The sequence below is a fragment of the Nocardia callitridis genome, assembly GCF_039543305.1.
Classification (GTDB): Bacteria; Actinomycetota; Actinomycetes; order Mycobacteriales; family Mycobacteriaceae; genus Nocardia; species Nocardia callitridis.
In genome coordinates, this window is the sequence record NZ_BAABJM010000001.1 from 1,280,845 (window position 1) to 1,307,581 (window position 26,737).

General features: G+C 66.9%; 18 protein-coding genes. 12 read left to right on the forward strand and 6 right to left on the reverse strand.

Features of this window, described 5'->3' with window-relative positions:
- Nucleotides 1-309: 309 nt before the first annotated feature.
- Nucleotides 310-1,545, reverse strand: coding sequence for an epoxide hydrolase family protein (locus tag ABEA50_RS05495; protein WP_345493917.1), 1,236 nt, complete (start codon nucleotides 1,543-1,545; stop codon nucleotides 310-312).
- A complete protein-coding gene (locus ABEA50_RS05500) occupies nucleotides 1,542-2,009 on the reverse strand; it encodes a MarR family winged helix-turn-helix transcriptional regulator (RefSeq protein WP_345493918.1) in 468 nt (155 codons plus the stop codon). The genes ABEA50_RS05495 and ABEA50_RS05500 overlap by 4 nt, the downstream gene beginning before the upstream one ends.
- 362 nt (nucleotides 2,010-2,371) lie before the next feature.
- Between ABEA50_RS05500 and ABEA50_RS05505 the strand changes: the two genes are divergently transcribed.
- The 4 genes from ABEA50_RS05505 to ABEA50_RS05520 all read left to right on the forward strand — a co-directional run bounded on the left by ABEA50_RS05505 (nucleotide 2,372) and on the right by ABEA50_RS05520 (nucleotide 6,430).
- Complete coding sequence (locus ABEA50_RS05505) at nucleotides 2,372-2,827, forward strand: nuclear transport factor 2 family protein (RefSeq protein ID WP_345493919.1); 456 nt, start codon at nucleotides 2,372-2,374, stop codon at nucleotides 2,825-2,827.
- 32 nt (nucleotides 2,828-2,859) lie between these two features.
- Nucleotides 2,860-3,513: a class I SAM-dependent DNA methyltransferase gene (locus ABEA50_RS05510; RefSeq protein WP_345493920.1), complete on the forward strand. Its 654-nt coding sequence runs from the start codon at nucleotides 2,860-2,862 to the stop codon at nucleotides 3,511-3,513.
- A gap of 136 nt (nucleotides 3,514-3,649) precedes the next feature.
- Nucleotides 3,650-5,050 carry a WS/DGAT/MGAT family O-acyltransferase gene (locus tag ABEA50_RS05515; protein WP_345493921.1) on the forward strand — a complete coding sequence of 467 codons (1,401 nt, stop codon included), beginning with the start codon at nucleotides 3,650-3,652 and terminating at the stop codon, nucleotides 5,048-5,050.
- A gap of 258 nt (nucleotides 5,051-5,308) precedes the next feature.
- A complete protein-coding gene (locus ABEA50_RS05520; protein ID WP_345493922.1) occupies nucleotides 5,309-6,430 on the forward strand; it encodes a nitronate monooxygenase in 1,122 nt (373 codons plus the stop codon).
- Between the two features lie 247 nt (nucleotides 6,431-6,677).
- Here the strand turns inward: ABEA50_RS05520 and ABEA50_RS05525 are convergent, their stop codons facing one another.
- Nucleotides 6,678-7,463, reverse strand: a complete 786-nt coding sequence (locus ABEA50_RS05525; protein ID WP_345493923.1) for a GntR family transcriptional regulator — start codon at nucleotides 7,461-7,463, stop codon at nucleotides 6,678-6,680.
- 125 nt (nucleotides 7,464-7,588) lie between these two features.
- On the opposite strand from ABEA50_RS05525, the gene ABEA50_RS05530 reads away from it, so the two are divergent.
- From ABEA50_RS05530 to ABEA50_RS05545, 4 genes are all read left to right on the forward strand, one after another.
- Nucleotides 7,589-9,082 (forward strand): ABC1 kinase family protein, encoded by a 1,494-nt coding sequence (locus tag ABEA50_RS05530; RefSeq protein ID WP_345493924.1) that lies wholly within the window; start codon nucleotides 7,589-7,591, stop codon nucleotides 9,080-9,082.
- 151 nt (nucleotides 9,083-9,233) lie between these two features.
- The gene (locus tag ABEA50_RS05535) at nucleotides 9,234-10,028 is read left to right on the forward strand and encodes a 2OG-Fe(II) oxygenase family protein (RefSeq protein ID WP_345493925.1); all 795 of its coding nucleotides are present in this window, start codon (nucleotides 9,234-9,236) and stop codon (nucleotides 10,026-10,028) included.
- Entirely contained in the window at nucleotides 10,015-10,734 is a 720-nt protein-coding gene (locus ABEA50_RS05540) for an SDR family NAD(P)-dependent oxidoreductase (RefSeq protein WP_345493926.1), read from the forward strand. The genes ABEA50_RS05535 and ABEA50_RS05540 overlap by 14 nt, the downstream gene beginning before the upstream one ends.
- 655 nt (nucleotides 10,735-11,389) lie before the next feature.
- Nucleotides 11,390-13,762, forward strand: a complete 2,373-nt coding sequence (locus ABEA50_RS05545; protein WP_345493927.1) for a lysylphosphatidylglycerol synthase transmembrane domain-containing protein — start codon at nucleotides 11,390-11,392, stop codon at nucleotides 13,760-13,762.
- A gap of 84 nt (nucleotides 13,763-13,846) precedes the next feature.
- On the opposite strand, the gene ABEA50_RS05550 is transcribed toward ABEA50_RS05545, so the two are convergent.
- From ABEA50_RS05550 to fadD5, 3 genes are all read right to left on the reverse strand, one after another.
- Entirely contained in the window at nucleotides 13,847-14,362 is a 516-nt protein-coding gene (locus ABEA50_RS05550; RefSeq protein WP_345493928.1) for a hypothetical protein, read from the reverse strand.
- 98 nt (nucleotides 14,363-14,460) lie between these two features.
- The gene (locus ABEA50_RS05555) at nucleotides 14,461-15,066 is read right to left on the reverse strand and encodes a cysteine hydrolase family protein (RefSeq protein ID WP_345493929.1); all 606 of its coding nucleotides are present in this window, start codon (nucleotides 15,064-15,066) and stop codon (nucleotides 14,461-14,463) included.
- A 100-nt stretch (nucleotides 15,067-15,166) separates the two neighbouring features.
- Nucleotides 15,167-16,750, reverse strand: coding sequence for a fatty-acid--CoA ligase FadD5 (fadD5, locus tag ABEA50_RS05560; protein ID WP_345493930.1), 1,584 nt, complete (start codon nucleotides 16,748-16,750; stop codon nucleotides 15,167-15,169).
- 357 nt (nucleotides 16,751-17,107) lie between these two features.
- Here fadD5 and ABEA50_RS05565 point away from each other — a divergent pair, with 357 nt between their 5' ends.
- The 4 genes from ABEA50_RS05565 (at nucleotide 17,108) to ABEA50_RS05580 (ending at nucleotide 26,467) form a co-directional block, all read left to right on the forward strand.
- The gene (locus tag ABEA50_RS05565; RefSeq protein ID WP_345494673.1) at nucleotides 17,108-18,085 is read left to right on the forward strand and encodes an NAD(P)H-dependent flavin oxidoreductase; all 978 of its coding nucleotides are present in this window, start codon (nucleotides 17,108-17,110) and stop codon (nucleotides 18,083-18,085) included.
- A 201-nt stretch (nucleotides 18,086-18,286) separates the two neighbouring features.
- Entirely contained in the window at nucleotides 18,287-18,601 is a 315-nt protein-coding gene (locus tag ABEA50_RS05570; RefSeq protein WP_345493931.1) for an acyl carrier protein, read from the forward strand.
- Complete coding sequence (locus tag ABEA50_RS05575) at nucleotides 18,598-24,024, forward strand: SDR family NAD(P)-dependent oxidoreductase (protein ID WP_345493932.1); 5,427 nt, start codon at nucleotides 18,598-18,600, stop codon at nucleotides 24,022-24,024. Before ABEA50_RS05570 ends, ABEA50_RS05575 begins: the two co-directional genes overlap by 4 nt.
- A 547-nt stretch (nucleotides 24,025-24,571) precedes the next feature.
- Complete coding sequence (locus ABEA50_RS05580; RefSeq protein ID WP_345493933.1) at nucleotides 24,572-26,467, forward strand: fatty acyl-AMP ligase; 1,896 nt, start codon at nucleotides 24,572-24,574, stop codon at nucleotides 26,465-26,467.
- Nucleotides 26,468-26,737 lie beyond the last annotated feature (270 nt).

Here is a 26,737-nt window from a genome sequence, read left to right on the forward strand (position 1 = left end):
TGGTCAAGCCTTTCGTCGGTTCGTTCGAGACAAAGAGCATGCACAAGCGTTGGGGCGCTGGGGCTTACGTCGGTTCGATGAACACCGGAGCGACGGTGTCGCCCGAAAGCCGTCGGCGCGGCCCCGCGCCGACAGCGTAATACAATCGCGCGGACGAATTTCCCGCCGCGGCGCGAATGCGACGAAACCATTGTTTTCGTGTGGTTTTCGGACAGACCTCGCGGGTCCCCGGCAGAATCTGCCGCCGAGGATCCGCTTCAACGACTGGTCAGCACGTGCCGAGCCCGAACCGGTGCCGCGCCGGTTTCGCTAGCGACGACCGCGAAAGGTCCGACGCAGATCTTCGACCCATTGCGCCGGGATCTCCCAGGGAATGAAGTGCCCGCCGACCTCGTGTGCGGTGAGGTTGACGTGGTTGTACCAACCGGCGCGGTCGCTGTCGAGGAAGTTCCGCACCCGCTGGTCGGTGCCGACGCCGGGCGGATTCTCATGCCCGACGAAGGTGATTCCGGTCGGCGCCTCGATGACAGGCTGCCGGTCGTGTGCCGGCGTCCACGGGTACCGATTGTTGTTGGCATAGGTGCGAATCGAGCTGCCGATGGAGTTGGTGACCCAGTAAATGGTGGCGTGGGTGAGCAGATCGTCTTTGCTGAAAACGGATTCGATATCGCCGCCGTTATCACTCCAGGACATCCAACGTTCGAGAATCCAGGCCAGCATCCCGGCGGGCGAGTCGGACAACCCGGGAGCCAGGGTGCTCGGGGCGAGCATGTGTGCGGCGAGATGGACGGCGAACCGGTGGTCGAACTCGATGATGCCCGCGCGGATCTCGTCGGGGATGTCCTCGGGAATCGGCTTGCCCGCGGCGAAGTCCCAGGCGCGATCGCCGTTGAACAATGTCAGTTTCAGGCCGGACCCGATGTGAATGGCGTGCAGTTCGTCGGCGTACTTGTGGCCGAGCTGCCCGGTGACGAGCGCGCCGACATCGCACCCCGCCGCAGCGTACTTCCGATAACCGAGCGTGTCGGTCATCAGAGTGTGCCAGAGGTCGGCGACCTTCCAGTAATTCATATCCGGGTGATCGGGCAGGGGCGTGGAGAAACCGAATCCGGGAAACGACGGTGCGATCACGTCGAAGGCTTCGGCCGGGTCACCACCGTGCGCGCCGGGATCGGCGAGCGGGTCGATCACCTTCGCCCAGTGCCAGAACGTCCATGGCCAGCCATGGGTGAGGATCAGCGGTGTCGGATTCGGACCGACGCCTGGCTTGCGCATGAAATGTACGGGAACGCCGTCGACTTCGACGCGATAGTGCTCGTAGACATTGATCGCGGCTTCGGCGGCCCGCCAGTCGAATTCGGAGTGCCAATAGTCGAGGAGTTCACGCAAGTAGCCCGCATCGACGCCGTAGGACCCGTCGCGATTGCCGGGGTCGGGCGGAAGGCGGGTCGCGGCCAGGCGGCGACGCAGGTCGGCGAGGATATCCTCGTCGACGTGGATCGGCTCGGGTCGCAGCGGGAATGGTTGAGGTTCAGGCGCGCTCACGACTCGTCGTGTTCCCTCGAGCGGGCGTGGTCGAGTTCGACCAGCCGGGTGAGCGCGGGCAACGCCGTGGAGATGGCGGTCTTCTCACCCCGATCGAGGCGGGCGACGAGTTCGTCGAGACGGTCGATGCGGTCGCCGCGCCTGTTCTTGACGATCGCCGATCCTTGCGAGGTGATGTCGACCAGCACCGCGCGCCGGTCGGTGGGGTCTGGTGTACGCCGCACGTAGCCCTGCCGTTCGAGTTTGATGACGATCTGCGTGATCGCCGACTGCGTAACCTGTTCGCTGGCAGTGAGTTCGGTGAGCCGTCTCGGACCGCCGCCTTCGAGTCGGTGCAGCACCGACAGCGTGGTGAAGCTCAACCGCTCCAGCGAAGGCAGGCTGATGAACATGCGTGTGAAGTTCTCCAGGACACCGGTGAGTTCGCCGACATCCAGCTCGGCGTCCTGAGATTCGACTGACACACCTGCAATGTAGCAGCAAATAATATTAGTTTCTAATGCAGTCGGTTGAGTCCGGGTGTCGCACCGCACTTTCCGACCCCACGGATACGGCAGCGCGACCGTGTTCACCTACCCGTGTCGGCCCACGGCAACGGCTCGACCGCGCGGCCGAGACCGCACCGAGTCGACCCGCCCGCTGCCCACCGACGGCGCGACCTGATCGCCACGTGACCACGATTTTTCGCGGTCGAGGCTGGTCATGCGGTCGATTACCTCGCGGGTAATCGTGTCCACCGCGACATTGCGCCAAGCTTCCCGCATACCGAGGCGATGCTTCGCCGCCGGAACCGAGCCCCGAACATCGCACACGAGAAGAGATATCGATGACCACCACCGACCTGACCGCCGAGACCAGTACCCGCGCCGTGGCCGCCGAATTCCTGCGGCTGGTCGGGGCGGGCGACCCCGACGCCGTCGCGACACTGTTCGCCGACACGGTCGACTGGAAACTGAACTGGCCCGAGGACGAACACGGCCGCACGGCGACCCCGTGGATCATCCACCGGTCGACTCGAGCCGACGTCGCGGACAACTTCCGCGCGCTCACCACTTTCCACGAGCGGATCGACACCGAGTTGGAGCGCGTTCTCTTCGACGGCGCCCACGCGGTGGTGCTCGGCGTGATCCGCCAGACCGCCCAGCCGACGGGCCGGGCGTATCGCGCGCGATTCGCCCTGCATCTGACCGTCGTCGACGGGTTGATCACGCGCTACCACATCTACGAAGACAGCCTCGCGATCGCGCAAGCCTTCGCGCCCGGCACCGACGCGGCTGTTTAGCGCATACCGCGCACCGTCCGGATAATGGTCGGGTGACCGAGATTTCACCCGATCGCTCCGACATCGCCCGCACCCGCGCCGCTTATGACGCGTTCGCCGATCTCTACACCGAGGCCACCCGCGAGGCCATGGCGAGCCAGCCGTTCGACCGCGCGATGCTCGGCGCCTACGCGGATCTGGTCGGCGCCACGGGCGCGGGCCGCGTGCTCGAAGTCGGCTGCGGGCCGGGCCGAATCACCGCCCACCTCCATACCCTCGGACTCGATACCGAGGGAATGGATCTGTCGCCACGGATGATCGAACTGGCCGAAAAGGCTTATCCCGAACTGACGTTCGGGGTGGGATCGTTGGAGCGGCTCGATCGCGGCAACGGCACACTCGCCGGAATCGTGGCGTGGTACTCGCTGATCCACCTGCCACCCGAACGCGTCCCCGATGTGTTGAACGAGTTCTATCGGGTACTCCGTGGACAGGGACACGCGCTGTTGGCATTCCAGGCGACCGATACCCCGGACGCGGTAGAAGCGTTCGACCACAAGGTAACCGGCGCGTACAAGTGGGCACCGGAGCGGTTGTCCGCGTTGTTGACCGCCACAGGATTCACGGTGCGCGCCTCGCTCGTCCGGGCGGCGAGCGAGCGGGAGCACTGCCAACACGCCTACCTGCTGGCATCGAAGCCAGGTTGAGTCACCGCACGTCGCACGGCCGATCCGGGTAAAATTCGCGACGTCGCGCGGAACGATCAACGGCGCGCGCGTACCCGCGACAACGTGGTCGACTCGCCCAGCAACGCTCCACCACCGTCGGCAGGGGTCATTCACCATGGAATTCATCGCACCGATCGATGCCGTTTTTCTGATCGCCGAATCGCGCGAGCAGCCGATGCACGTCGGCTCGCTGCAGATCTTCGAAACACCCGAGGACGCCGGACCCGACTTTGTCCGGAATGTGTACCGAAAACTCTTGGCGGACAAGGCTGTTACACCAACCTTCCGGAAGCATCCCGCCAGCTTCTTCGGTGCACCGCAGCTGGCGTGGACCCGCGCGCAAGACGTCGAACTGGAGTATCACGTGCGTCACCTCGCCGTTCCCGCACCCGGTGGGCGCGACCAACTCGTGGAACTGGCGAACAGACTGCACACCTCGCTGCTGGATCGACACCGCCCGCTGTGGGAGATCTCGCTGATCTCCGGATTGGCCGACGGTCACTTCGCGGTCTACGCGAAGATGCATCACGGTTTGATCGACGGCGTCTCCGCGCAGCGGTTGATCGCGCGCACACTCACCAGCGATCCGCGTCCCGAGGACATTCGGGCGCCGTGGAATCTGCCGCGCAGGCAGCGGGTTTCCGAGCCCATCTCCTCGAAGCCCGTCTCCTCGAAGCCCGTTACCTCGAACGGTGGTGTTCGTGCGGCGGCGGGGAGCCTGAAGTCGACGGTCGCGTCCGGCCCGAAGCTGTTGCGCGCCGCGCGCACGGCGCTCGCGAGCCAGCAACGCGCACTGCCGTTCGACGCACCGCGCACCATGTTCAACGTGCCGATCGGCGGTGCGCGCCGCAGTGCGGTGCGGTCGTGGTCGATGGAACGGGTGAAGCAGGTGAAGAAGGCCGCGGGCTGCACCCTCAACGATGTCGTGCTCGCCATGTCGGCGGGCGCGCTGCGCGAGTACCTCGCCGAACGTGACGCGCTCCCCGACAAACCGTTGATCGCGATGGTGCCGATGTCGCTACGCGCGGGAGACGACGCCGACGACGCACCCGACGGCGTCAAGGTCGGTGCGGCGCTGTGCAATCTCGGCACCGATATCGCCGACCCGCTACAGCGGCTCACCGCGGTGAGCGAGTCGATGCGCCGCAGCAAGGAGGTCTACGGCGCACTGAACAGCACGCAGACGATGGCGTTGTCGGCGCTGATGCTCAGTCCGCTCGCGGTGACCCTGATGCCCGGACTGATCCCGCTGACGAAACCGGCGTTCAACATCGTCATCTCGAATGTGCCGGGCCCGCGCGAACCGATGTATTGGAGTGGCGCCCGACTGGAGGCCTCCTATCCGATGTCGATCCCGTTCGACGGCCAGGCGGTGAACATCACCCTGACCAGCAATGGGAGCAATCTCGACTTCGGTGTGGTCGGGTGCCGTCGCAGCGTGCCCGAGTTGCCGAGGATTCTCGACCACCTCGACCACGCGCTAGGCGAGCTCGAGCATGCGGCTGATCGCCTCTGATCCGGGAGTCCCGCCCGACGCAGCGGCGTCCTGGACCCGGCGGAAAATCGGGGATGCCGCACAAAACTAGAACATGTTACTGTCAATAAATGGCGTCGCGGACCTCCGAGGAGGTCGCGGCCGTGTCGTGGCGATACTGCGGCGCGCGACCGAATCGGCGGACATACGTCCGGGACGCCAGGCGACAATTATGTAACTCGTTCTAGGCATCTGCGGCGCGCCGTTCGCGGCGGTGGAGCAGTAAGGGAGACCACACCCATGCGTACCGAAATCTGTGAACGGCTCGGGATCGAATTCCCCATCTTCGCCTTCACCCACTGCCGCGATGTCGCGGCCGCGGTGAGCAACGCCGGTGGGATCGGGGTGCTCGGCGCGGTCGGGTTCACCGCCGAGGAGTTAGAGGTCGAACTGGCGTGGCTGGACGAGCACGTGCACGGCGTGTACGGCGTCGACCTGGTGATCCCGAGCAAGTACGAGGGCCAAGGCATCGACGGCCTCTCGCCGCAGGAGCTGGAAGACAAACTGGCCGAGGCGGTTCCGGACGGTCACCGCGAATTCGCCGAGAAGATCCTCGCCGACCACGGTGTGCCCGCGCTGCCCGAAGGCGAACACCACAACCAGTTGCTCGGCTGGACCGCGACAACGGCGGGCCCGCAGGTCGAGGTGATCCTGCGCCACCCCAAGGCGAAGCTGGTCGCCAACGCGCTCGGCACCCCGCCGCAGGACGTGGTCGCCCAGGTGCAGTCCTCGGGACGGCTCATCGGCGCACTGTGTGGATCGGTGAAGCACGCACTGAACCACAAGAACGCCGGCCTGGACTTCGTGGTCTGCCAGGGCACCGAAGGTGGCGGACACACCGGTGAGATCTCGTCGCTGGTGCTGTGGCCACAGGTGATCGACGCGGTCGGCGACCTGCCGGTACTCGCCGCGGGCGGTATCGGCAACGGCCGACAGATCGCCGCCGCGATGGCGATGGGCGCGGCGGGCGCGTGGACCGGCTCGGTCTGGTTGACCGTCGAGGAGGCCAATGTGCCGCCCGCCCAGATGCAGAGCTACCTCGCGGCCACCAGCCACGACACGGTGCGTTCGCGTGCGTGGACCGGCAAGCCCGCGCGCATGTTGCGCAACGACTGGACCGAGGCGTGGGAGCGCACCGACACCCCCGACCCGCTGCCCATGCCATTGCAGATGATGGTCGCGCTCAACGGCGTGAAGCGCGGACACCGTTACCCCGAGGCCGCCAAGGACGTGAACTTCAATCCGGTCGGCCAGGTAGTCGGCCTGATGCGCAAGGTGGAGCGCTCCGCCGACGTGGTGGGCCGATTGATCGAAGAGTACGTCGAGGCGTGCGAACGGCTGAACAAACTCAACGGCGGGTAAATCGCTGCCCTACCATCACATTCGCCGATGCCACCGGTGTTTCGCACCGGTGGCATTCGCATGTCCGCCCGGCACGGGGAACATTTGAGACAGGCGCCATGACTCAATCCGTCTGGGACAGAGAGGGTTGGGTTTTACATGCGCTCTCGGTCGAGGGTCCACGAAAACTGAAACACCGCTTACCATCTGACTTACCAGTAACCCAGACACTTGTCTTGTGGTATCACCGCGTACCACACGCGAGCGATCAGGCCGTGGCGGCGTGCACGGACGGCACCCGCTGTTCGGTTTGCGCATTCGCGCCGACCAACTCGTCGAACCGCACGATCACCCGCTCGTGATACATCCCGAACAAGTCCTCGAACAACGCGATCTGCGCCTCCGACGGCCCGGACTCCGAGGTCCACACCGCGGCAAGCGCACGCCACACCAGCACATGCAGATCCGGGGCGCCCGCGAAGAACGCCTGCACCGCCAGCGGCACCTCGAGCACGAGATCGCCGAGAGAATTCAGAATCGAGCGCCGCATAGATAGGCCGAGCACCGTGAGAAGCTTGCGCACCAACTCGATCTCGATCGCCAGCATGCGACGCAGATCCGGGTCTTCCTGGCGGGCCACCGATTCCAACTGATCGATATCGGCCTTCAGCTCACTGTGATCGAGACCGTGCGCGTTGCCGGTGTAGTCCAGCAACGCCTCCATCACGATGCCGCGCTCTACATCAACGATGTCGCGGAACATCTCCGAGGCGATCTCCGGCATCGGAATCGAAAACCGGAACAGCTGGCGATACACATCGACACCGCCCCTGGCACGCACATCAAGAATGGTGAAACCCTTGCCGCGCCGCGCTTCTACGAAGCCATAGGACTCCAGCCGACCCAGGGTCAACTGTGCCGTGGCGCGGTTCATCGAGAACTCCTCGGCGACCTGACGCACCGATGGCATGAGATCCCCGGGTTGGTATTCCCCCGCGGCGACCCGGCGTGCGAGCTCATCGGCTACGTCGGCGACTACCGTCTGGGCTCCCATCGATTTACCTTCCTCATGACCGGCGAACACACCCGATTCGGATACACGTCCCAGACAGCGTAAGCCCTACCAGGGCATACCCGCACTTGTGTCAGACTTGGCGCACGCACAGTGTGAGGTGAGTCATGAGCATCAGCAGAGTCGGGCGACCCCCCGACGAGGGCAGGGGCGGGCGCGGCTCACGACGATTCCTGCCGAGTTCAAGCGACAAACCACCTGTTCACAAGGCCGTTCGCGGTGCGAAGCTCGCCACCATCCCGGTCGCGTTCGCCGGACGGCGCGCGGCGGGGCTGGGTAAGCGCGCGCTCGGCAGGTCGGCGGAAGAAGTCAATCGAGATATCCAACTACGCACCGCGCAGCACATGTTCGAGGTGCTCGGCGAGCTCAAAGGCTGCGCGGCGAAGCTCGGCCAGCTCCTGGCGATCTACGAATTGGCACTGCCACCGGACCTGGCCGCGCCCTATCGCGCGGCGCTGAGCCTGCTGCAGGATTCGGCGCCGACGATGCTGCCCCGCACCGTGCATCTGGCGATGGCCGAGAGCATGGGTGCCGGATGGCGTTCGGAATTCCTGGAATTCGATGATCGTCGCGCCGCCGCGGCATCACTGGGGCAGGTACACCGCGGGGTGTGGCACGACGGGACACCTGTCGCGGTGAAGGTGATGTACCCCGGTGGTCGCGCCGCGGTCGCCGCGGATCTCGAACACCTGCGCCGTATTTCGTATCTGGCCGGGGTTTTTCTGCCGGGCGCCGACGTGAAATCGGTGATCGAGGCAATCTGCGTGTGTATCAGCGCGGAGCTCGACTACCCCGCCGAAGCGGAGTTCCAGCAGCGCTTCGTCGACGCGTACGCCGGAGACCCCGACATTCATGTACCTCGAGTGGTCGAGGTGCGCGGCGACGTGCTGATCACCGAATGGGTATCGGGCACACCGCTTTCGCACGTCATCGAATGGGGCACCAAGACCGAACGCGACCGGGTCGGCATGCTCATGATCCGGTTCATCACCTCGGCGTGGGGTCGACACGGTTTGCTCTACGCCGACCCCCATCCCGGCAACTTCCGCATCCTCCCCGACGGGCGCCTCGGCGTCTTCGACTTCGGCGCCTGCTCGACCTGGCCCCCCGACGACAGCTTCGAACAACTCGGGATCGACTGCTGCGAAGCGATTTTCGGTGGCGGCCCCGCCGACCTCGAAGCCGCGATCAGGCGCTACGGCTTCGTGGAACCCGGACGGCCGATCGACTGCGCCGCCCTGCTCGCCGCGGTGACCCCGATCGGAGAACCGCTGCACCAACCCACCTTTCGGCTGTCGAATCGGTGGCTACGCAAACAAGTACTGCGCACCACCAATCCCACCCTGACCAACGTGTTCCGCGAAGTGACGATGCCCGCCTACTTCACGCCGTTCGCGCGCTCGCTGCTCACCCTGGTCGGGGTGCTGTGCCAGCTGGAAACCGAAGGCGCGTTCCTCGAGGAAGTCAGGCGCTGGCTGCCCACCTACGCCGAGGCGATCAGCCCGCGCGGCGGACGCCCGACCGACACGAACGCGGGGGACGCACCGATCGATCTCGGCGCAGCGCGGCGCCGCCGCGACGCGGGCCGCACCGCGCGCTGAAACCCAGTGCCACCACGGTATTCGCGCGCTGTTCATCGCGGCGTCATCGTCGTTGTGTTAGCGAAACACCGTGAGCACGCCAAGTGCGATGCCGTTGAGCGTCGCCCCGGGACAGGCCATATGATCGCTGGGGTTCGACCGGGAGGGAGTGATGGTGACCGATCAGTCGCCGCCAACGGCACCAACGACACCACAGTGGTTCGCGGATCTTTTCGCCCATCGACGCTGGGTTCGCAGAACACACCCATTTCCGCACGTTTACGCGCGTGAGGTCTTCGTCCCGGAGTTCTATCAGCGGCTCACCGCCGATTGGGAACGCTTCCGGCGCGAGCACCCGGAGGAGTTGGTGCAGATCGCCAAGGGCTACAGCGCCGACGGCGTGCGCATCGCGGCACTGCGCGAGGGCCCGCTCGCGGTGTTCCTCTCCAAGGAGTGGCACGACCTGCTGGCAGGAGTCGGTGGCGTCACCGCGACCGGTGACATCGAGGGCTCGGTGCATCACCACGCGCCGGGCGCACCGTTCGGTTGGCCGCACAACGACTTGAATCCGGCCTGGTTCCAGGGCGAATCACCGGCACCCGGCGAGGTACGGGTGCCCGACGGCACCGTCAACACACACACCGGTGCCCGTGGCGAGGGTGTCGTGGCGCGGGAGACGATCCGCGGGGTCGCGATGCTGTACTACTTCGGCAACCCCGGCTGGCAGCCGGGCGACGGCGGCGAAACCGCGCTGTACGACCACCTTTCCGAAGGATCGGCCGCACCAACGGTGACACTGGTTCCGCCGCTGGATAATTCGCTGATCCTGTTCGAGGTGACGCCGCGCACCTGGCACACCTTCGCCGGCAACAACACCAAGGACCGCAACAGCGTGGTGATGTGGGTGCACCGTCCCAAGGTGGACGTGGAACAACGCTGGGGAGGAGAGAAAATTGTCCCGTGGTGAACGCCGGGTCTGTCTGCTGACCGGGGCGAGTGGCACCCTGGGCAACGCGTTCTGCGGCGCGTACTACAAGAACTACGACATCGTCGCGGTCTGCCACACCAAGACGCCTTCGGCACCCTCGCAAATGGAGTGGTTCGTCGATCCGCTGGCACCGGAAACCGCGGTGCCGGAGAACGATTCACGCATCTATGTGGTGCGCGCCGACCTCACCAAACCCGGCGAAGCCGAACGCGTCGTCGACATCGCGCTCGCGCGCTTCGACCAGGTCGACCTGCTGGTGAACAATGCCGCACACGTCGGCCTGCAACGCAGGGGCATCGTCGACGGCGATGACGCCCTCGACCAGTTCGACCCGCACTTCTCGCTGAATGTGGAAGTACCGCTGCGGCTCGCGACTCGGCTCGCGCAGCGCTCATGGGTGCACACGGGAACCGCGAACCGCGAACGCAACCGCAATATCGTGAACGTCTCCAGCATCTCCGGTTCCGAGGTCTACCGAGGTCAGGCGTTGTATGCCGCGTCCAAGGCCGCGCTCAATCACCTCACCCGCTACATCGCCGACGAGTTCGCGGAATTCGGTGTGCGCGCCAACGCCATCGCGCCCAACAGCTTTCCCGCGCGGGTTTCGACCCAGGAGGTCGTGCGCTCGATCATCGAACTGGACAGCATTACCATCAACGGCGGGGTATTCGGCGTCGGCGTGTAGGCGCTACTCGGGCCACCGCGCTACGCCAGTTGTCGGCGACGCAGTGGCCGAAACACCACCCAGCGCACGGTTCCCGTCGACAACACCGAACGTGCCCCACGACGTCGACACCCGCACCCAATCAGGTCGGACCAGCACCCGCAGCGACAGTTCTCGGCGACGCAACGGCCGAAACGCCAGCCAACGCGCTCATGCCCCGTCGACAACACCGAAGCCGTCCAGCGACACCACCGCGACCGGATCAGTAACACCGTCGACAACTGGAGCGCCGCGACTGGTCAGGCGCACGCACCAACGAGCTGTCGACAGGTGACCTCGCACGTTGACAGCGAAACCCGCACCGGCGGCATCTCGGGCCGTGGGGTTCGTCCTCGCGGCAGGTCGTGGCCGGTCCGGTCGGCGCGCAGACGGGCGCCCGAACAGCAGAACCGGCGCCGTCCCAGTCGCGGCGAGAGCCGAATCGGCGTTCGGTGAGATAGCACACATTCTGGGAAATTCTCGAGTGCTCGAGCGGTGCTCGAACCGCCCATCCATGGTGTGTTGGTAGGTGTCTCGGGCAGCTCTGCTGCATACTCACCGAGCGCCAGCCGGGGGCCGCACTTCCTGAAGGAGTGGGGTTGCCAGCTCCACCACGATCCGAAAGCACCGATAGCCCATGCGAGTCGACGGGCGGGAAATCCCGGTTACGGGCAGCCTGCTGCAACCGTTGACCCGGCGAACCAGCGACATCGTCCGGGTCGTGATCGCGGCGTTGTGGGTGGCCGTCGTGGTCACCGCCTCGTTGATCACCCGGCCGGAATGGTTGGCGTTGGAGCGTTCGGTTTCCAATATCGTCGGCTTCCTCGACCCCGCACAGTCGAACACGGTCTATTTGATCTACGGCGTCGCGATCCTGGTGCTGCCGTTCGCGATCCTGATCGAACTCGTGATCAACCGGCAGTGGAAGATGCTCGCCGGATACGCCGCCGCGGGGTGGATCGCGGTGCTGCTGCTCTCGATCACCGGAACCGGGATCTCGGGCCCGAAATGGCACCTACAGGTCCCCGATCGACTGGACACCTTCCTTTCCCAGTTCCTCGACGACCCGCGCTGGATCGCGATGATCGCGGCCGTACTGGCCGTCTCGAGCCCATGGTTGCCCACCAAGCCGCGGCGCTGGTTGTGGTTGCTGCTGATCGCGTTTGCCCCGATTCACCTCGTGGTGAGCACCGTGGTGCCCGCGCGCGCGATGTTCGGGCTCGCCGTCGGATGGCTGATCGGCGCGGTGGTCGTGCTGGTGGTCGGCACGCCGGCGTTGGAGGTTCCGCTGGCCGCCGTCGTGCGGGTGCTCGCCGAGCGCGGACACCGGGTCACCGGTTTCACCGTGGTGCGCCCGGCCGGACGCGGGCCGCTGGTGCTGGCCGCGACGGTCGAAGACGCCGAAGACGCGCTCACCGTGGAGTTGTACGGCAAGAATCAACGCAGCTTCGGTGCGCTGCATCAACTGTGGCGATGGCTCACTTTCCGCAGCAGCGAGACCGCCGCCATGCACGGCTCGATGCACCGCGCGGTGGAGCATCGCGCGCTGATGTCGATCGCCGTCGGCAAGCTCGGCCTGTCCAGTCGCGACCATGTCGCCCTCGCGGCACTGCGCCGAGGATGGATGGTGGTCGCGCACACCCAACCCAGGGGACTTTCCCTCGCCGAGGTCGATGCGGACGTGTTGCCCGGCGTGTGGGCCGCGCTGGAGAAACTGCACTCCGGCCAGATCTCACACGGCGATCTGCGGCCCGACGACGTGCGAACCCTCGACGGTGTCACCATTTTCGACGGATTCGGCAACGCCGAATTCGGCGCATCGGATGCCCAGCGGCAATCGGACATCGCACAGTTGTTGGTGTCCACCACCTCGGTCTTCGGCAAGGAAACGGCGGTGCGCGCGGCCATCACGGCCATCGGCGAATCCTCGGTGCTCGGTGCCGCGACCCGATTGAGCAAGTCGGCCATGCCCACCGGGCTGCGCAAGCAGATACCCGACTGGAAGGACGCGCTCTCGGCGACCCGCGACGAGGTACGCGCGCAGACCGGGCAGGACAAGATCGAGCGCGACCAGATCACCAGATTCAGTCGCAATCAGGTCATCCAGCTGGTGTTGCTGATCGCGCTCGTCTACGTCGCTTACCCGTTCATCAGCGCCGTGCCGACGTTCTTCCAGCAACTGGTCAGCGCCAACTGGTGGTGGGCGTTGCTCGGCTTGGCCGTCTCGGCATTGACCTACATCGGCGCAGCGGCGGCCTTGTGGGCGTGTGCGTTCGGCGCGGTGAAGCTGCGCGGCCTGGTGATCATGCAGCTGGCCAACACCTTCGCCGCGACAACGACACCGGCCGGGGTGGGTGGGCTCGCGCTGAGCGTGCGCTACTTGCAGAAGGGTGGCATCGGCACCGTGCGGGCGACCGCGGCGGTGGCACTGCAACAGGCGGTGCAGGTGATCACCCACGTGTGCCTGCTGGTGGTGTTCAGCGTCGCCGCGGGTACCTCGGCGGACCTTTCGCATTTCGTGCCGAGCGCCACGGCACTGTATTTGGCGGCTGGCGTGGGCGTCGGCATCGTCGGCACCTTCATGCTGGTGCCGACACTGCGGCGCTGGCTGAAGGATTCGGTGCGCCCGCAACTCCAGGAAGTGCTCGGCGAACTAGCCGATCTGATTCGCGATCCGCGCCGCTGTGCGGTGATCATCCTGGGGTGTGCCGCGATCACCCTCGGTCAGGCGGGTGCGTTGTGGGCCAGCGTCGAGGCCTTCGGCGGCGGCACCACGTTCATCACCGTCACGATCGTCACCATGATCGGCGGCACGCTCGCCGCGGCCGCGCCGACTCCCGGCGGCGTCGGGGCCGTGGAGGCGGCCTTGATCGGTGGGCTCGCCGCCTTCGGCCTGCCCGCCGACATCGCGGTGCCCGCCGTCCTGCTCTACCGAGTACTCACCTGCTGGCTGCCGGTGTTCGCCGGGTGGCCGACGATGCGCTGGCTCGGCGCGAAAGACTTGATCTGAGAAACGAAACCACGCAGCACGCCGAGCTTCGGTCCGGTGTGCTGCGTGGGTACAGGTGCCGCGTTGGCGGCGCGGCGCCGCAGATCAGCTCGCGCGCAGGCCGATGATCAGGCCGTCCTTCTCGCAACGCGACGGGTAGGTGGGATCGTCGGACTGCGGACCGCATTCCCAGCCCTCGACGGTCGCCGTCGGCTTGTTGCTGACCGTGCCAACGAAGACGGTGGCGACATTGATCGCCTCGGTGCAGCCGACCCGCCCCTTTTCGGTGCTGACCCCGACAACGGTGTGTGGCTTGCCGTCCGGATCGGTGACCGGGCCGCAGTCGACGTCGGAGGCCCCGCCCGGTGCCGCACCAGGGGTGGCTTCGTGCGAATGTTCCCCATGGGAAGGCGATTCGGACGTGTCGGGGGCCTCGGTGGTCGCATCGTCGGCCTCGGTCGTCGAGTCGCCGGATTCGGTCGTCTGCGCGTTCGAGGTGGCGGCAACGCTGCTCGTGGACTGGGTGCCCGACTCGGTGGCATCGTTCGAGCTACACCCGGTGGCCAGCGCCAATGCGGCCAGCGCGGCGAAGACGGGTAATCCGATCTTGGAGGCTTTCACAGCGGGGTTCTCCTAAAAACGTCGAATGTTTCTGGGCGACAAGCACTTTCGAACCAGGGCAGGCCGAGCTACCCGATCCGGGCAGCCGTGACCCACCGTCAACAGTGTTCGACCGACTCCAACACACGCGCTGCCGCCACACAACTTGACGTGACCAGTTCCAGATCCGCGATGGCCGCCTCGTGCGCGCCGGGGTCCGCCGCCGTGACGCAATCGATGACCGGATGCACAGTGAAGCCGAGGTCGGTGGCGTGGCGCGCGGTTTGCGCGACCGTGAGGTTGGTCGCGACCCCCGTGAGATAGAGGGTGTCGACCCCGTGCTCGGTCAGCCATCGCACCGCCGCATTGCCCGCGAGCCCGGAAAGTTTCTGGTTGTCGAAGACCTCGGTGGGCTGGTGCGCCATCTCCGGGATGATCGCCGCACCGGGTGCGTCGGGACGAAACTCGGTCTGCGCGTCGGCGACCGCGCGCATGAATGCTGTGTTGCGCACCAGCTGACCCTCACCGACCGGCACGGTGAACCTGGTGAACAGCAGCGGGATTCCCCGTGCGCGCATCGCCTCGTGCAAGGCGCTCGCGCGCTCGACGACACCACTCGCGGCGACCGGGGCCGCCAGCATCGGCCCGAAGAATCCTTCCGGCCGAATGACATTCACCTGCCAGTGCAGCGCGAGTACCGCAGCGCCGGTGCGTTGGATCGACATTCCACGACCATACGTAGTGCTCGGCGTTGCCGGGACCGACCGCCGCGACGAGAGGTAATACGTTCAAGGGCCATCGATCCCGGCGTCGTCTTCTGGCCGCTCAGGCCTCGGTTTTCGGCTCGAGGTCGGTGCGCAGCTGTCCCTTGACCACCTTGCCGCTGGCATTACGCGGCAACTCGGCGACGATCAGAATGTCCTTGGGTTGCTTGTAGCGCGCCAGGTTCTCGTTGAGGAAAGGCGTCAGCTCGGCCAGGGTCAGTTCGTCGTCGGGGTTGTGCAGCGCGAGCACCGCGACCGGCACCTCACCCCACTTCTCGTGCGGTCGGCCGATCACCGCGGCCTCGCGCACCTTCGGATGCGCGAACAACACGTTCTCCACTTCGGCGCAGTAGATGTTCTCGCCGCCGGAGATGATCATGTCCTTCTTGCGGTCGACCACGAATACGAAACCCTCGTCGTCGACACGGACCAGGTCGCCGGAGTGGAACCAGCCACCCGCGAACGCGGCGGCCGTCTCCTGCGGCTTGTTCCAGTAGCCCCGCATGAGCGTTGGCCCCCGGTAGACGATCTCGCCGATCACACCGGGAGCCACGTCGTTCATCTCGTCATCGACGACGCGCGCCTCGATGGTCGGGATGGGCTTGCCGACCGAGCCGAGCTTGCGGATCGCGTCCTTGCCTTCGAGCACACAGGTGATCGGCGACATCTCGGTCTGCCCGAACACCGCCACGTTCACCGCGTCGGGGAAGCATTCCGACATCGCGCGCAACACCGTGTCCGAGGCGGGTGCGGCACCCCAGCTCACCGTCTTCAGCGCGAGCTTGCGGGCACGCACGGTGGGGTGATCGCAGATCAGCTGCCACTGCGCGGGCACACAGAACACCGACGTGGCCTGCTCGCGTTCGAGCGCGTCGAGGAATTCGCCCGCGTCGAACGCGCCGAGTGGATGCAGCACCGTGGTCGATCCGAGCTGGAAAGCCGGTGCGAGGCTGCCGATTCCGGCGATGTGGAACAGCGGCGACGAACAGAGCCCCACCGACTCCTGGTCCAACACCAGCGCGCGAATGCAGGTGAGCGACTGGCTGTTCATGTTCGCGTGGGTGAGCACCGCACCCTTCGGGCTGCCCGTGGTGCCCGAGGTGTACATGATCAGACTCGGAGTGTCCTCGGGAATGTCGAGCGGGGTATGCGCCTGACCTTCCTCGGCGAGCAGGTCGTCGAAACCGATGACGTCTTCGCCGGATTCGCCGCCGATCACCACACAGGTCTGTATCTGCGGGGCCTGTTGGCGTACCGCGGTGGCCAGCGGCACCAACATGGCGTCGGTGACGACTGCCTTGGCGCCGCTGTCCTGCACGATGTAGCCGACCTCGGGCGGGGTGAGCCGGAAGTTCACCGGCACCGCGATGGCGCCGAGCGCGTTGATCCCGAACACGGCTTCGAGGTACTCGGGGTAGTTGAGCGCGAGGATCAGCACGCGGTCACCGAAGCCGACACCGCGGCGGGCGAGTCCGTCGGCGAAGCGCAGCGAACGCTCGTGCAGTTGCCGCCAGGTGGTTTCGACGCCACGGAAGCGCAGCGCCGCCTTGTCGGGGCGCATGCGCGCGTGCACGGCGATCTGGTTGTTCCAGTGATTGCGCCGTGACCGCATCGGCTCGTCGAGAGCTGTTGCACCGGTGGTCATCCCACGAACTCCTCTGTCGTCGAGAAATGCTTCGTCCGAGAGGCATGCGCCGTCGGCTGCGGAGACTGCTTGCTGCGCAGAAGCTGAACTTGCAGGAAGAATAGCAACTAACTTATGACAGCGGCAAGGATTGCGGTTAACCGCGAGACGCCGGAGCTCCCCGAACGATTATTTGGCTACTAGCTGGTAATTGTTTGAGACATGACTGTGGTTATCTATGATTTCTACACTGATCGATCTGCGCAGTCATGCGAACCCCGACTCACTTGTAGGTTGATCCGACGCACCCCCCATGTCACGATCAACAGCGCGAGGGCGCATTCACACGCCCGAATGAAGGCAGAGGAGAACGCGCACATGCTGCACACCAGGTTTACCGAGACCTTCGGCGTGGCACATCCGATCGTCCAGGGCGGGATGCAGTGGGTCGGCCGCGCCGAACTCGTCGCCGCCGTCGCCGAGGCGGGCGGACTCGGGTTCATCACCGCGCTCACCCAGCCGACACCCGAGGACCTCCGCAAGGAAATCGCGCGCACCAGGGAACTCACCGACAAGCCCTTCGGCGTCAACCTCACGATCCTGCCCTCGATCAACCCGCCGCCCTACGAGGAATACGCGCGCGTCATCATCGACAGCGGCGTCAAGATCGTGGAGACCGCTGGCAGCAACCCCGAACCCTTCCTGCCCGCCTACCGCGCCGCCGGAATCAAGGTGCTGCACAAGTGCACCAGCGTGCGCCACGCGCTCAAGGCCCAACGCATCGGCGTCGACGGCGTGAGCATCGACGGGTTCGAATGCGCTGGACACCCCGGTGAGGACGACATCCCCGGCCTGGTGCTGATCCCCGCGGCCGCACGCGAACTGTCCATCCCCATGATCGCCTCCGGCGGCATCGCCGACGCACGCGGTCTGGTCGCGGCGCTCGCACTCGGCGCGGACGGTGTGAACATGGGCAGCCGTTTCCTGTGCACACAAGAGTCCGCGATCGACCAGAAGGTCAAGGAGCGCATCGTCGCCAACTCCGAACGCGACACCAAACTCATCTTCCGCACCATGCACAACACCGCACGGGTCGCGGACAACGAGGTGAGCCGCAAGGTCGTCGAAATCGAAAAGGCCGGAGGAACTTTCGATGACGTGCGAGAACTGGTCTCCGGCGCGCGCGGGCGCACCGTCTACGAGAACGGCGACATCGACGCGGGCATCTGGTCGGTCGGCCTGTGCCAGGGCCTGATCCACGACATCCCCAGCTGCGCGGAGCTGATCTCCCGCATGGTCGCCGAGGCCGAGGAGTTGATCACCCAGCGGCTGGCGGCGGCCGTCGTCACCGGCTGAGCGCCCGCCGCACGCGCCGCGTTCCTCGGCACCGATGCCACCTTGCTCTCATCGATTTCTGCGGCATAATCGCGGGGGGAATGTGATGGGCGTCGAAGGCAGCCACCGTGACAACGGCGTGGGGGCGGCGCGACGGGAGCCATCGCACCCACTCATCGAAGATGACCGGGTGCGCGTGCCGGTGGAACACAGGAGGACGCGATGCTGCCCAGTCTTCCGGACGGGCACGGGGATTCGCAGCAGATCGGCACCGCAGGGGGGAACGTCGAATCGTTCGGCCACGGCAGAAGAGCCGAGTTGCTGTCCGCCGCCGTCACCGCGATCGCCGAACTGCTCGGTGTCGCACCCGAAACCGTCTCCACCACCGCACCGTTCGCCGACCTCGGCCTGAGTTCCACGCAGTTGGCCAGATTAACCGGCCAGCTCGAAGACGCGATGGGTGTCGAGGTCACCCTCACCGCGCTCTTCGACCACCCCGATATCGATCAGCTTGTCGAGTTTCTCGCCACGCAATGACCGGTCCAGACACGACACCGACCCCCTCCTCCCTTCCCCCGACCTCGGCGCCCGCCGTCGCGATCGTGGGGATGGGATGTCGACTGCCCGGCGCGAACGGCCTGGAGGAATTCTGGCGGTTGCTGCTCGCGGGCCGTGATGCCACCGCGACACCACCGCAGGGCCGGGTCGGCTCTCGACGCGGCGGTTACCTCGACGACATCGAATCCTTCGACAACGAATGGTTCGCCGTCTCCGATCGCGAAACCGCGACGATGGACCCGCAACAGCGATTGGCCTTGGAAGTCGCGATCGAGGCGATCGACGACGCCGGAATCGGCTACCGCGCCAAGGGTTGCGGCGCCGCCGTGGTGTTCGGCGCCTGCGGATACGACCACGGCATCACCGTGCTCGGCTCGCCAGGTCACGACGCGCCCTACGCCGTCACCGGGTCGGCGCTCAGCATCATCGCCAACCGCCTCTCCTACGTCCTCGACCTGCACGGACCGAGCCTGGTGGTGGACAGCGCGTGCTCCTCGTCGCTGGCCGCGCTCGACTACGCGGTGCGACTGCTCGCGGACGAGACCGTGCCGTTCGCGATCGTCGGCGGCGTGAATCTCACACTGCTGCCACACACCTCGGACTACCTGGCCGAAGGCGGCTTCCTCGCGCCGGACGGCCGGTGCAAGCCGTTCGACGCCGACGCCGACGGCTACACCCGAGGCGAGGGCTGCGGGGTGGTGATCCTGCAACGCACCAACGACGCCGTCCGCACCGGCAGCCGGGTGTACGCGGAGATCCTCGGTACCTCGGTCGGCTCCGACGGCCGCTCCAACGGCCTCTACGCCCCGAACGGACGCGCACAGCAGAGCACGTTGCGCACCGCGTGGGCGCGAGCCGGACTCGACCCGAGCACCGCGCACTACATCGAATGCCACGGCACCGGAACACCTTTGGGCGACGCCGTCGAGGTGGCCGCGCTCGCCGAAGCCCTGCGAGGTGCGCGCACCGAGCCGATCGCACTCGGCTCGGTGAAGTCCAATATCGGGCACCTGGAAGCCGCGGCGGGCGTCACCGGGTTGATCAAGACGGCATTGTCGCTGCAACGCGGCGTACTCCCGCCGACAATCAATTTCCACACCGAGAGCCCGCTGTTGAAGCTGGCCGAGCGCGGTCTCGCGGTACCGACCGAACCGGTCGACCTGCGCTCGATCCCGGTGCACGCGCGCAGGGCCGGGGTGAGTTCCTTCGGCTTCGGCGGCACCAATGCCCATGTGGCACTGCGCGGTTTCCGCACGCGGGAACTTTCCGACGAATCGTCCCCGGTACTGATCGCCGTCACCGGCCGCGACGAGTCCCAGTTGCGCGCGCAGGCCCTGCGTTTCGCCCAGCGCCTCGACCAGGCCGCGACTGTCGTTCCGGACGTGCCCGCCTGCGCGAGAACCGAACCTGCGCCACCCACAGTGCCAATCACACGCGAGACCCCTTCCGAGCGACCGACGGAAGGGTTCGACATCGTTGCGGCACCCGACCTCGCCGCATTCGCCTCGGCCACCGCGCGTCTGCTGCCGGAAACCCATCGAGCCGCGCTCGTCGTCAGCGACCGCGCGACCGCCGTCGCGCGGTTATCCGCTCTGGCACAGGGTGATTCGTCCGCCGCGCTGATCGGACCGGTGAACGGACGGCGCCGAGGCCGCCTGCTGTTCCTCTTCTCCGGGCAGGGCGGACAGCATCCGCGCATGGGTCGTGGCCTCGCCGCACGCTACCCGGAGTTCGCCGGGGCCCTCGCTGACGCCGCCGACGCAATCGCCGCTGCGGGCGGACCCCGAGTATGGACACCGAAACACGGATTCACCCGAGCCCTTACCGCTGGTGACAATGGTGTTGCGGCAACCGATCTGGTGCAACCGGCGACCTTCGCGTTCCAGTACGCGTTGGCGCGGCTGCTCGCCACGTGGGGCGTCCATCCCGACGCCGTCGTCGGACACAGTCTCGGCGAGATCGCGGCGGCATCGGTCAGCGGCGCGCTGTCACTCGGCGACGCCGCACGCGTCGCGGTACATCGCAGTCGATGCCTGGCGACGTTGGACGGGCACGGTGCGATGGCCGTGGTCGAGGCGACACCGGAAGAAGCCAACAGCCTGGTGGAACCGATGCGCACCGAGGTCGCCGTCGCCGCGATCAACGGACCACGCTCGATCGTGGTCTCCGGTACCACCCGCTACGTCGACACGCTGGTGCGTAGGGCCAAGCGGCGCAACCTGTTCGCCACCAGGATCGCCGTGGACTTCGCCGCGCACAGTCCACAGGTCGCCGACGTTGTCGCGACATTCCTGGAGTCACTCGGTCCGATTGCCGCACGCACACCGCACACACCCGTGTACTCCACTACGATATGCGGCGCGGTGATCACCGACGCGCGCATGGATCACCGGTACTGGGCTGACAATGCTTCCAGCACAGTCGAACTGGGTGCCGCCATCGCACGCGCCGCGGACGACGGCCTGTCCACCGTGCTGGAGATCGCCCCGCACCCGGTGCTGACACCCGCCGTGCGCGAACATCCCGCCTTTCGTGCGGGCACACACGCCGTCGTCGAGCGCGAAGACGAGGTCGCCGCGCTGCTCACCTGCCTCGGACAGCTCTACACCGAAGGCAGGCCGGTCGACTGGTCGGCCCAAGGCCCGTTCAGCACCCCGCCGCGCCGGCAATGGCGCACCAGGATCTTCCCGCTCCGCACCGAAGACGAGTCGACCCACCGAGCCGTCGACCAGGCCGAATCCGGTTTTGTCACCGACGATCTCGACGACCACGTGGTGCACGGCGAAGCGATCGTGCCCGCGGTGTTCTGGCTGCGCAGGCTGCTGCACCTGGCTCGCCATCGCACGCGGCGCGCCACGATCACCGACCTCGTCGTGCACGAGCGCACCGACACCACCCTCTTGTCGGAGGTCGCCTACCACGGACACGACGGCGGTTTGCGTGCCGAGATCTCCCGAGAACAACCGGTCACCCTGGCCTCGGCACACACGGGCAACGAACCGACCACCGCCGACATCGTCGCCATGATCCGCGTGGTCGACGCGAATCGCGCCGCGCGCCACCGCATGCGGGTGATCCCCACCGCCTCGTTCTACGACGAGCTGCGCGCGCGGCTGCTGCAGTACGGGCCGCGTTTCCGCGTGCTGCGCGGCATCGCCGCCGGCGCCGATCGCGCACTCGGACTGCTCGATTCCGCCGAACTGTCGCGCACGGCCACGCTCGACGGTTGTCTGCACGTGCTGGCAGCCGCGGCCTACGACGAACTGCCCGACCACACCCTCCCGTTGCCCATCGCGATCGACCATGCCTGGCTGTCCACCGAACCCAATCGGGTTGTCGTCGAGGCACACGCGGTGATCAGGGAACGCACGGCGGCCGGGTTGATCGGTGACGTCGTGGGCACCGACCAGCACGGCGCACCGTGTCTGTCGATTTCCGGCGTGCACATTCGCTACGTCCAGGCGGACAGTCTCGCTCGGACCACGACCCTCCCCCTCGGTGCCGAGCACCGAATCGAGCCCGAGGTTCTTCGCGATACCGCGGAGCACAACGTTTTTCACGCGGAGCGATGGGAGCCCCTGCCGGTAGGTGCCGTGGCGATTCCCGCCAGTGGCGTCTCGACACACAGCCAGCGTGTCTTGGTCGTCGGCGAATCCGCTCTCGCCGTCGCCCTCGCGAGAGCCACCGACGCGACCGTGCCCACCGAACGTGTCGCGCGTGAACCGGACAGCGCGAACGCGATCGTCGCCGCTGTCCTGGCCGCACGGCCGAGCACCGCGCACGTCGCGGTGGTACTCGTGTGGCCCGACCAGAACGGTGTCCGCGAAACCGGCAGGGCGCCGGGCGAGCCAGGGCCGTTCGAACACCGCAATGGTGTCGCGACATCGGTCGGCCACGTCCTCGAACTCCTGCAGCTGCTGTATGCCGAGGACAGCGTCGCCTCGCTGACCGTCGTCCTGCCGGAACAGGCCGGACTGCAGGCGAATACCGAGCACCCCGCCGCTGTCCCGCTGGCGCTGGCCGGGCTCGTCCGCTCGCTGCAACTGGAGTCCGGGCGCGCGATCCGGCTGGTGTGGGCGGACACCGACCCGAGAAACCTGCCGACGCTGGCACAACTGATCACCACCGATCTCGGCGCGCGCATCGACGCCGACCCCGGCGGACCGGAGGAACTTCGGCTGACGGCCGGCACCGTGGCCACGCGTCGATTCCGGCTCGCGCGGCCACGCGCGACTCCTGACGTGAGCGTGGACGCCGCCGGAACCTACGTCGTCACCGGAGGACTCGGCGCGCTAGGCGCGATCGCGGTCCGGTGGTTGCTCGACGCGGGGGCACGCGACGTCGTGGTGCTCACCAGGGCACCACGGCCGGTGCCCGCGCTGCTCGACGGACTCGAGCACCGCATCGTGGTGGTCCGCTGCGATTGCGCCGACCGAGGGGATCTGACCAACGCGCTCAACGACATTCGCGAGTGCGGGTCGACGATTCGCGGCATCGTGCACGCGGCGGGCACGCTCGAGGACGCGCCCTTCGAGGCTGTCACACCCGATCAGATCGCGGGGATGTTCGCCGCCAAGCTCACCGCCGCCAGCAACCTGATCGAGCTGAGCGCCGCGGATCCGACCGATTTCGTGCTGCTGTTCTCCTCGGCCACCGGCGCGATCGGGGCACCGGGGCAGGCCGCGTATTCCGCCGCCAATGCCGCCATGGACGCGCTCGCACGGTCGACCCCTCGGCGGGTGCTCAGCGTCGGGTGGGGGGTGTGGGATACCGGCCTCGCGCAAGCGGCGGGCGGGGCCGCGCACATCCGGCGGGCGGGCATCGCCGCCTTCGATACCGGTAGGGGCGCGCTGCTGCTGTCGCGGCTGCTGCGCTTCGACGGCTCCTATGTGCTCGCACTCGACCACACACCGTCGACGGATACCTCGCCGCTGTCCACCCGGCTGACGACTTTGCTCGTCGACAACGCGGTTTCGCGGCCCGCGTCGCCCCAACCCGCGTCGCCCCAACCCGCGGCGCCCCAACCCGCGGCGCCCCAACCCAAGTCCGCAGCCCCGACGACCACGAGCCCGGTCCGCGAGTCGGCCCCTGCCACGCGCACCGAGCCGGAAGAATCACTCACCGTCACGATCCGCAGGGTGCTCGCACGCACACTCGACCTACCCGCCGAACACATCGGCCCCACCGCGGATTTCAACGAACTCGGCCTCAGCTCGCTCCTCGCGATCGAGCTGCGCCGAAACCTCGAATCCCGGCTACGCGTGCGGATCTCCACCGCCGAGCTGTTCCAGCACCCCACCATCACCGCCCTCGGCGCCGCCCTGATCGACCGCGTAACCAACAGCCGAAACCCCACGCTGCACACCGAACCCGCAACACACGCCCCCGAACCGGGCACATGAACCGGGCATATGAGCGAGCACGAACACAAACCACCGATAATCCCCGCGCCGAAAACCGCGACACCAAGACACCGGCCATGAGGACCGAAGCACCAGACCGCCGACCAAGCCGACGTCGAACGACCGAGGCGCCAGCACCCGAGCCATCGACGCAATCGTCGCCGCGCCACCAAGAATCCGAGGCACATGACCCCAAGGTCGGGAGACCTCTCCCTCGCCGAGACCGAGGCCGTGCTGCTGCGCTGCCCGGGGATCGTCGACGCCACCGTTGTCGGTATTCCCGGCCCCCGCTGCGGCGAATAGGCCACCGCCGCCGCTTCGCTCGCCGAGACCCGATACCGCACACAGCGATTCGATATGCGTCGAGGCACCAACACCAACCGATTGACCAACGCCACACATCAGCCACCAGCGAACCGACGCCGCGCCACCACGAATCCGCCATCGAAAGGCCGAGCCCGCCAACGGCCGTCGTCATTCGAGAGTCGACATCGAAGCACCGAAACTCCACCCGACCACAGAACCCCAGCGAGGCAGCGTGATACCCGTGACATCGGCACAGGACAACCGCGACGCGATGGCGCTGCGCGTGGCCGAGTGGGCGGCTACGCGGCCCGACGACGACGCGTTCACCGAGCTACGTTTCCGGCTGCGCGAACGCAGCGCACGCACCCTCAGCTATCGCCGACTACATCGGGCGGCAGGTGCCCTGGCTCAACAACTGCGCGCCGCGAGCGCGCCGGGGGACCGGGTAGCGATTCTGTGCGCACACGGCCTCGACTATCCCGTGGCCTTCCTGGCCTGCCTCTACAGCAACCGCGTCGCGGTGCCGCTGTTTCCACTGTCCGGCAGTCGGAACCGCGAGCGGCTACATACCGTGCTCGCCGACGCGCGACCGACGTTGAGCCTGCTCTCGGCGGACGACAGCGACACCGATACCGCCTTGGGCTCCGCGCTCGGCCGGGTGCTTCGCCTGCCCGTCGACCTCAACGCGTCAGCGGACGAGGCCCCCGAGCCGGTGCTCGATCCGGTGCACGGCACCCTCGCCTACCTGCAATACACCTCGGGGTCGACCAAATCGCCGAGCGGCGTCCGGGTTACCCACGACAACCTGCGCACCGCATTGGAGCAGTTGCGGGGGGCAATGCCCGCGGCCGGCGACCAACCGATCCTCACCTGGCTGCCGTTCTTCCACGACATGGGTCTGGTCTTCGGGCTCGCCCTGCCGCTGTATTCCGGGGTGCATGGACTGAGCTTGGCGCCGGTGGATTTCGTCAAACACCCGATCCGGTGGCTGCGTGCGCTCAGCGACTACCGCGCAGGGCTCAGCGGTTGCCCCAATTTTGGTCTGTCCCTTGCTGTTTCGGCCACCACGCCGGCCGAACGCGCCGATCTGGACCTGTCCGGTTTGGCCGTGCTGCTCAACGGCTCCGAGCCGGTGCGATCGGATGTCCTGGCCGAGTTCACCTCGGCCTTCGTCGGATCCGGATTCCGGCACCGGGCGCACACTCCCGGCTTCGGCCTCGCCGAGGCCACCCTCAGCGTGACCATCTGCGCCCAAGACGCCGCCCCGGTCGCCCACCGGTTCGATCGTGGTGCGCTCGCCGTCGGGCGCGTGATCGTCGACGACGCGGGGGAGGGGCGCACCTTGGTCGGTTGCGGTGCCCCCGCCGGCCAGACCGTCCGTATCGTCGACCCCGACCAACGGACCGTGCTGCCCGCCGACCGGGTCGGCGAGATCTGGGTTCGCGGCGACAATGTGTGCGACGGCTATCTCGGTAGACCCGACGCGAGCCGGACCACCTTCGCCGCCGGATTAGCGCGTGCCGAGGACGAGCGATCCGCCGCGGGCACGTGGGGGTCGGCGCGGCGGCAAAACGGCAGATCGGAGTCGCACGCTCCCACCGGCAGTCCGGTGACACCGGCACCAACCGCATGGTCGACCGACCCGATCGAAAACTCGGTGCACCCGCCGAACGACCCCTTCGACCCTGCCACGGGCGAAAAGTGGCTGCGCACCGGCGATCTCGGGTTCTGGTACGACGAGCAGCTCTACATCGCCGGGCGCCGCAAGGACATCATCGTGATCGACGGCCGCAACCATTATCCCGCCGATATCGAAGCGACCGTCGAGGAGTGCGCCGTCGAGATCCGACCCGGCCATGTCACCGCCTTCGGGCACGACGACGGGCGCCGCGAAGACCTGGTGGTGGTGGCCGAACTGGTCAGCACCACGCTGATCGACCCGACCGGCGGCATCGAATTCTCCACGCTCGCCCGCCGCATCCGCACCGCGATCGCGACCACCCACGAGGTGATGCCCGGCGCGGTAATCCTCGTCGAGCCCGGCCGAATCCCCAAGACCAGCAGCGGAAAACTGCGTCGCCGTGAATGCCGAGCACGCTACCTCGCTGGCCAACTGGCACCGATCGCGCTCATCTGAGTCGGCCCGTCGTCCGGCAGGTCTGGTCAGCCCAGTGCACACGCGATGGTGTCAGCCGTGTGTGCGAGTCGACGACTACCGCACGGACCCGACCGGAGCTCGGCGCAAGGCTGTCGCGTCCGACAGGCGGCATGCACCGAACTTGGTCCAGCGCCTTACTTCCTGAATCCGCCATCCGGCACGGGCCAATACGCGCGGTTGCCATCTGGAAGGACCACTGAATCCCAGTGCTTCGGATTCGGCATGCCCGGTCCACACTGGTTGTTGCCC